5 protein-coding genes and 1 tRNA gene are annotated in these 8035 nt (G+C 58.9%); 4 read left to right on the forward strand and 2 right to left on the reverse strand.

Translation table 11 applies throughout. The annotated features are described in order from the left end of the window. Positions 1–127: 127 nt before the first annotated feature. Together bamD and EXQ56_10450 are read right to left on the reverse strand one after the other, a co-directional pair. A complete protein-coding gene (gene bamD / locus EXQ56_10445; GenBank protein MSO20860.1) occupies positions 128–1240 on the reverse strand; it encodes an outer membrane protein assembly factor BamD in 1113 nt (370 codons plus the stop codon). A 52-nt stretch (positions 1241–1292) separates the two neighbouring features. Continuing rightward, the gene (locus EXQ56_10450) at positions 1293–1976 is read right to left on the reverse strand and encodes a ribulose-phosphate 3-epimerase (GenBank protein MSO20861.1); all 684 of its coding nucleotides are present in this window, start codon (positions 1974–1976) and stop codon (positions 1293–1295) included. A 147-nt stretch (positions 1977–2123) separates the two neighbouring features. Here EXQ56_10450 and EXQ56_10455 point away from each other — a divergent pair, with 147 nt between their 5' ends. From EXQ56_10455 to EXQ56_10470, 4 genes are all read left to right on the forward strand, one after another. Beyond that, positions 2124–2819: a response regulator transcription factor gene (locus EXQ56_10455; protein ID MSO20862.1), complete on the forward strand. Its 696-nt coding sequence runs from the start codon at positions 2124–2126 to the stop codon at positions 2817–2819. Then, positions 2800–4209 (forward strand): PAS domain S-box protein, encoded by a 1410-nt coding sequence (locus tag EXQ56_10460; protein MSO20863.1) that lies wholly within the window; start codon positions 2800–2802, stop codon positions 4207–4209. Before EXQ56_10455 ends, EXQ56_10460 begins: the two co-directional genes overlap by 20 nt. Positions 4210–4373: 164 nt before the next feature. After that, on the forward strand, positions 4374–7691 hold the full coding sequence (locus tag EXQ56_10465) for a TonB-dependent receptor (protein MSO20864.1): 3318 nt from the start codon (positions 4374–4376) through the stop codon (positions 7689–7691). 116 nt (positions 7692–7807) lie between these two features. Next, positions 7808–7882: transfer RNA gene (locus EXQ56_10470), tRNA-Gly, on the forward strand. The last annotated feature ends 153 nt before the right edge of the window (positions 7883–8035 follow it).

The raw sequence follows: 8035 nt of genomic DNA on the forward strand, positions 1-8035 counted from the left end.
GTTTCCGCGCACCTAATTAGCTTAGCGAGACTCCACTGATCGCCCAATTATGGCTTAAGTGCAGGCAAGTCAACAGGCCCAATGTGAGTGGGGAGATTGAAGGTGATCAATGTGGTAATAGTTGAAATCAAGGTGCCGGAGTCGGTACTTGTTCCATGGAAATGCCCGATGACGTTCCTGCACCGGTTTCACCATTCAAGTTGCCCTCGCCATCTTCTGTATTCGAGGAGATCAATCCCGGTTGCGCGGGGCCTTGCGGCGTCATGGTAGGGGGGCTCGTTTTGCCCTGGGCGGCGGCGACATTTGGCCTGCGATGGAATATATCCCAGAACCGGTCGACCATTCCCGGCTCGTCCGTATGAGTCCGCTCATAGGTCATGCGCGCCACTGCGGCAGGATCGGGCTGTGGAACGGGAGAGCCTAAAGCCTGGAGTTGCTTCTTAGCATCTTCTGCATATTCGCTTAGCGGATAGTCGCGGACGATGCGGCTGTAATATCTAGAGGCCTCTTCCTCTTTTTCCTGGCCAGACTGACGGTCGATAGACCGTCCAAGATAGTACAGCGCTGTATCGGCTTTGCTGAAGTTCGGATAGCGCTCCACCAGCTCCGTCAGCCGAGGTTGCGCGGCGCGGTCGGCGAGGTTCAGGAAATAGAATCGTCCAATCTCGAAGATGCCGAGAGCCAAAACCTCCTGCACTTCACGAAGCCGCTGCTCCGCCACGGGCACAAAAGGCCCATCCGGATAATTCATCAACAGGCGCTGGAACTCTTGTTCGGCGCGGCGCGCGTGCGTGGGGTCGCGATCCGCCTTTTCCATGCCGCGGTAGTGGATCATGGCTACGCGCATTTGCGCCTCGCCCGCTTCCGGCATGGTGGGGAAGAAGGTGATGAAATCACGGTACTCCGCTTCGGCCTGAGCCAGATCGGTGGAAGTTCCCTGGCGATACCAGGAGTCGGCGATGGCCAACTTGGACTTAGCCAGGTATTCGCTATCCGGATATGTGTTGATCAGTGTCTGGAGCAGCAAGCGCGCTTCGGCAAACTTGTTGTGCTCCAGAAAGTCCGCAGCGCGGTCAAACAATTCTTTGTCGGGCTGCTCGGAGTCGCTGATGAGCGGCGTATCAATTGCATTCCGGCGCAGGCCGCAGCCCGAGGCTAACAGCACTCCAGCCAGAACCAGCAAACTGAGCAAAGTACGCGTCTTGTTTGAAACCGATGTTGAAACCGATGTTGAAACCAAACCACCCTCCGGACGGCCTGAAGCCTCTTATCCTAATCCGCAAGTTTCTATCTTACGCCCGTGTGAGCATCGCTTCCTGAGCAAGGCGTGACATCAATTGGACGCGAGACGCCGGGTCCGGGCTCCCGTAAACGCTGTTGCCCGCAACCACCCAATCCACTCCAGCACGTATGGCCTCGGCGACATTGTCGGGCGTTAGCCCACCGTCTATCTCAATGCGAAAGTCCAGACCACGCTCTTGCCGCTTGCGATCCAACTGGCGGACCTTATCCAGAGTATACGGGATAAACTTCTGCCCGCCAAAGCCTGGGTTCACGCTCATGATCAGTACCATGTCCACTAAGTGCAGAATCTCCGAGAGCGTCTCGACCGGTGTGGCGGGATTAATGGCCACCCCCGCTTCAGTGCCACTGGCCCGCATCAGTGAGATGGTTCGGTCCAAATGCCGGGAGGCTTCCTGATGCACGGTTACCACGTCTGCGCCCGCTGCGATGAACTCCGGAATGTACAGGTCCGGGTTCTCGATCATTAGATGCACATCCAGTAGCAGGTCGGTTGCCCGTCGCAAAGATTTTACCACCGGAGGCCCGATGGAAATATTGGGCACGAAGTGGCCGTCCATGACATCCACATGGATGACCCGCGCGCCGCCCTGCTTGACCCGCTCGATCTCCTCCCCAAACCTGGCCATATCAGCCGAGAGGATCGACGGAAGAATTTCTATTTGCCTGGACATAAATAGTTCCTGTACGGACTGATTATTCTACCACAGTGGATTGCCTTTCAGGCTGGATGCACTGCCTGCGCATGGAATGCCTTGGGTAAGGCGATGTCTTATAGATTATCATCATGTAGTTAGGCTGGGGATTGCGCGATAACCGTTATGAAAAAAATCCTGATGATTGAGGACGACCGGGACATCATTGAACTGGTGCGCTATAACCTGGAAAAAGAGGGTTATCGAGTTACGACCGCTCAGGATGGAGCCACCGGTCTCGCTCAGTTTAGAAAATCGCAGCCCGACCTTCTGATTCTCGATTTAATGCTGCCGCGCATGTCCGGACTGGAAATCTGCAAAGAGCTTCGCCGCGACACCAAAGCGCGCCGCATTCCGATACTGATGTTGACGGCGCGCGGCGAAGAGGCGGATCGCATTGTGGGCCTGGAACTGGGTGCCGATGATTACGTCACCAAGCCTTTCAGCCCCCGCGAATTAGTAGCCCGTGTGATGGCTTTGCTGCGTCGCGGAGAGCCAGACTCACAGGGTGAAGCCGCCATCGAAGTGGGTGGCCTGACGATTGACCCCACTTCCTATCGAGTGACTCGTTCCGGGAAGCATGTGATTCTCAGCGCGATGGAGTTTCGGCTGCTGCATTTTCTGGCGTCGCATCCTAATAAAGTGTTTTCTCGGGACCGTTTGCTGGATGCTATCTGGGGCGCGGACCGCTATGTAATCCCCCGCAGCGTTGACGTCTATATCCGCCGTCTCCGTGAAAAAATTGAGGAAGATTCACAGAATCCCGTTTTTCTTAAAACCATCCGCGGTGCAGGGTATATTTTTGAGTCTCGGTCCCACTAACCGTCCACGGCGTATTGGCCTGCTGTATCTGCTGTTCTGGATTCTGGCCGGGGCATTGCTCGAATTCTTTTTGCCACGCTCCGGCATCGGTCTTTCCAGTTTTTGGCTCAGGTTCGGACTGGTCGGATTATTCATCCTCCTCGGCGCGCTTCCCCTCATCCTCCTGCTGCGACAATACGATCGACGGCTCGGCGGGATTCGCGTGTTCGCGGAATCCATGGTTCGAGGCGCTACGCGCCCACTGGCGTTGCCGCTGAATATCGATGCGGTGCAAGGCAATCTCAACTTAATTGCTCGGGCCTTGAATGATGCCAGCGCGGCGCACGAAGAAACTACCCGGCAGCTCACCGAAGAACGGAATCGCTCCGACGCCATCCTTCGGCGCATGGTCGAGGGCGTGGTGGTTATCGAGCCGGGACAGAAGATCGTTTTTTGCAACGATGCCTTCGCCCAAGCCATGGGGCTGGTAGGAATGCAGCGCGCGGGACGACTGCTGGTGGAGGTGACGAGGCAGGCAGGCTTGCTGGAACTCGTGCAGCAGGTGCTCACCTCGCGCGAGACGATTCTTAGCGAGGTAACCACCAGTTCGCTTCCTCCCAGGACATTCGCGGTTACCGCCGCTCCGGTTCCAGTCGGAGAGACCACCGGCGTTGTCCTGGTGCTGCACGACATCACCGAGCTGCGCAAGCTGGAGCAGATGCGCCGCGACTTTGTTGCGAACGTCTCGCACGAATTCAAGACGCCGCTCACAGCCATCCAGGGATTCGCCGAAACCCTGCTCGATGGCGCGTTAACTGACAAGCAATCCGGTCCGCGCTTCGTGCAGATCATCCGCGATCATTCCATTCGCCTGAATCGGCTGACCAATGATCTATTGCACCTATCGCTGATCGAAGCCGGCGCGGGAGGCATTGATAAGCGGACCGTGGCCGTTGCGGAATTGATCAGTTCGTGTATCGAAACGGTGCGCATGAAGGCGGAGAAAAAGAGCCTTAACCTGCAAGCGCAAATTCCCGAGTCCATTCCGCCCATCCATGGAGATCCCAACGCGCTGCGCGAAATCCTGATCAACCTCCTCGACAACGCAATTCAATACACCCCATCAGGCGGCCTCATTGAGGCCCGCGTGGCGGCCAGTGAAACGGGAGTAACCCTTCAGGTTGTCGATAACGGTATCGGGATCACGCAAGCAGACCAAAAGAGAATATTCGAGCGTTTCTATCGGGCAGACGAAGCTCGCTCGCGCGAAGTGGGCGGAACCGGTCTGGGACTCTCTATCACCCGGCATCTCGTCGAAGCCCACGGCGGCTCTATCCAGGTGGAGAGTGATCTGGGTCGCGGTTCCACTTTTTCTGTCCATATCCCCTTTGACACACCAAGCGCCAATTAGTCTCCACCAACGGTTCGCTGCTCTGTTTAATTGGTAACCACGTCGGTTCTTCGGAAGTCACTTTCCTGTTTGACTCCCAATGAAATAGGGGTAGTATGTGTTCACGATCTGTCCGGGGTCAGCCGGACCTACTATGAGAGACATTGTTTCGGGGGAGAGTCGATATGACCACAATCGCCATGAAAATCCGCAAGTCATTGCAACAGTCCGGCACTTTTATTCTTCACTTGGCCGCCGTCCTGCTGTTTTTGCAGCCGGTCCACGGCCAACTGCCCACAGCAACGATTCTGGGAGTTGTCCGCGATCCCAGCGGCGCGGTGGTGCCCAATGCCTCCGTGACGGTAACTCAGACGGACACCGGCCTCACCCGCGCCGCGCAGTCCGGCTCGGACGGTCGCTTCCGTTTTCCGGCGTTGCCGGTGGGCGCATACGAGATTCGCGTCGAGCATGTCGGATTCCAGGCGGAAGAGCGCAAGGGTCTCACGCTGGCCATCTCCGATGAAGCGGTGATGAACTTCACCCTGCAGGTGGGCGGCGTGGAGCAGACCATCTCGATCACGGCCGAGGCCCCGCTGGTGAACACGACATCTGGCGCCATCGGCAGTCTGGTTACGGAGCAGAAAGTCGCCGACCTGCCGCTCAACGGGCGCAACTACATTGACCTGGCGCTGATGCAGCCCGGCATTGTCCAACACAAGGGCATGTCCAACGCTTCCTCCACGGTGGGCACATGGTTCAGCAGCAACGGCGCGCCGCTGCGCTCGAACAACTATCTGCTCGATGGCGCCATTCTCACCAACAACACCGGCGCTACCTCGGCGTCGTCGGACGGCTCGACGCTGGGCATCGAGGGCATCCGCGAGTACAAGGTCATCACCAACTCCTTCAGCGCCGAGTACGGCCTGACCATGGGTAGCCAGGTGGTGATGGTCTCGAAGAGCGGAACGAACAGCATTCACGGATCGGTCTTCGAGTATCTGCGCAACAACGTCTTCGACGCGCGCAATTATTTTGACTATCCGACTGCCGCCACCGGCCCGGACTTCCGACTGCCGCCGTTGAAGAGAAACCAATTCGGCGTATCTGTCGGCGGACCGATTCGCCGCGACAGAACTTTTTTCCACGCCGTCTTTGAAGGCCTGCGCGAGCGGCTGGGCACCACCAACATCGCCAACGTGCCGCACGAGGGCTGCCACGGCGCGGCCAATGGCGTGATCACTTTCGCCGCCTGTCCCGAAGTGGGTGCGGCGATTCCCGCCCCGGTCATCGCTCCGCAGATCGCGCCCTTGCTGGCATTATTCCCCAATCCGAACCTGCCGGACAATGTCGCCACGGCCCGCTACAGCCTGAAGTTTACGCAGCCCACCACCGAGGATTTCGTGCAGTTCCGCGTGGATCACTCCTTCTCCAACAACAGCACGTTCTATGCGCGCTACTCCATCGACGATACCGAGCAGACCAATCCGCTGAACTACGAAATCTACCAGCAGGTGCGCGACAGCCGCAGCCAGTCCGGAACTGTGTCGGAGAACCATGTGCTCTCGCCGGCGCTCTTGAATACCGTGCGCTTTTCCTATAGCCGCACCAACCCCGCGGTGCTTTCTTCGCAGGACCTGGTGGGGCCGCAGTATTCCTACCTGCCCGGCACGCCGATGGGCTCGCTGGCGATTACGGGAATCACCGGCATCAGCCCTGCGTCGAAGAGCCTGCAGCGGAGGAATATTCTGTCGTTGAGCGATGACATGTTCTACTCGCTTGGCAGGCACTCGCTAAAGTTCGGCGCGCTGGTCAATGCCATGCACACTTACTCGAATGTGAATACGCAGGCGCTGGGTTCGGTCAGCTTCACCAATATGCGGAATTTCCTGGTCGGTCTGGCCAACACCTACAACGCCAATACGCCCGGCTCCATCCTCGACCGCACGTATCGTTACGAGACCGTTGGCATGTACCTGCAAGACGATCTGCAGTTGCGGCAAAACCTGACGTTGAATCTCGGCCTGCGCTACGAATTCATGACCGTGCCCAGCGAAACCCGTGGGCATGGCTCCGCCGTGCGGGATTTGTTGAGCAACCCGGCCACCACGCCGGACACCGTGCAGGGCGCCACGCTGGGCGCGCCGTTCAAACAGATGTCGCTCAAGAATTTCAGCCCGCGCCTGGGCATTGCCTGGGACGTAATGGGCGACGGCAAGATGTCCGTGCGCGGCGGCTTCGCCGAGCTTTATGACATCGCCGTATTCGGCCAGTCGCTCTCCATCGCGGTAACCGGCACGCCGCCGTTCTCCTCGGTCAGCAACGTCACGCAGCCGACGACGATTGCGCTGCCGCTGGTGTTTCCCACCGCCACGGCGGGACGATCCTTGCGGACTCTCGACTACAATCTGGAGCAGCCGCACATCCTGGACTACCACTTGACTGTGGAGCGGCAGCTACCCGGCAACATGGCCATCACCGTGGCATACGCTGGCTCGCGCGGCCTGAACATCCTGCAAACCAAGGACGGCAATCCCACCGTGCGCGGCGGAGTCTGGAATGGAGCGGACTGCGTTCCGGCCACCGGCTCCCAAGCCGCTTCCGCTGGGGACAATGCCTGCTGGCTGGGTCAGGGCACCGCGGCCACCGCCGCCAACCCGGGCGCGCTCAAGGATGTTCGCAATAGTCCGTATTGGGACGGCCTGGAATTCAAGACCGCGGGGGGCAACTCCTGGTATAACTCGCTCCAGTTCAGCCTGAACAAGCGATTGAGCAGCGGGTTCCAGTTCCAGAGTTCCTATACTTATGCCAAGGTAATCGACGAAACTCAGGGTCAGGCCGGTGCTGACAACGGCCAGTCCAGCATCTTCGGGGCCGAGCCCAGCCGCCGCCAGACTGATCGCGCGGTCGCGGACTTTGACGCCACGCACAACTGGCGCATCAACTCGATCTATCAACTGCCGCGGTTTTACCAGGGCGGCGGCGTGCTCGGCATGTTGGCGAATGGATGGCGGTTGAGCAACATTCTTTCGTTGCAGACCGGATATCCCTTTTCCCCGGCGCTAAACACCAACCGGTCGCGCTCCGTGGTAAACACCGGCGGCGGCGGCATCGACCGCCCGGATATGGCGGCGGGCCGCACCCGCGACGACATCATCCTCGGCGGCACCACGCGCTACTACGATCCGGCCGCGTTTAGCTTGCAGCGCGTGGGCTTCCTCGGCAATGCGGGAAGGAATATTCTGCGCGGCCCCGGTCTTGCCAACCTGGACCTCTCCGCCACCAAAGAGGTCGCCCTCCCTCGGCTGGGCGAAACCGGCCGCATCGAGTTTCGCGCGGAAGTTTTCAACATCCTGAATCGCGTCAACTTCGGCATGCCCAACCGCACCGTCTTCACGGGCGCTGTCGGTAACGCAGCGGAAGCGCCGCTAGCCACGGCGGGAAACATCATCGATACCTCCACCCGATCGCGCCAGCTCCAGCTCGCCCTGAAGCTGTATTTCTAGGCCTGCTGGTTGGGATGGGCCTGGGTAAGGATTGTGGAACAACTGGCGGGATCGTCTGGAAATGTTGCGCGTGGGTTGCCGCGCAGCCAGCGTGTAATGTATAATTCTCATTGGTCGCGGGAGTAGCTCAGCGGTAGAGTGCGACCTTGCCAAGGTCGATGTCGCGGGTTCAAATCCCGTCTCCCGCTCCATCTTATTTTCGCCAGTCCTGATTGCAATCGCAATTCAGGGCTGGCGAGTTGTCTTCTGTGGGCTGACACTGCGGCCCGCCAGGTCGAGTTGCCATCGTAGTCCGACGACAGAGCGCGACAGGGTTCAACAGGGTTCAACAGGGTTCAACAGGG

The sequence above is a fragment of the Acidobacteriota bacterium genome (assembly GCA_009691245.1).
GTDB lineage: Bacteria > Acidobacteriota > Terriglobia > 2-12-FULL-54-10 > 2-12-FULL-54-10 > SHUM01.

Coding starts and splice junctions, on each gene's coding strand:
- EXQ56_10450 (MSO20861.1), bottom strand. CDS start 1,976: ATGTCCAGGCAAATAGAAATTCTTCCGTCGATCCTCTCGGCTGATATG.
- EXQ56_10455 (MSO20862.1), top strand. CDS start 2,124: ATGAAAAAAATCCTGATGATTGAGGACGACCGGGACATCATTGAACTG.
- EXQ56_10465 (MSO20864.1), top strand. CDS start 4,374: ATGACCACAATCGCCATGAAAATCCGCAAGTCATTGCAACAGTCCGGC.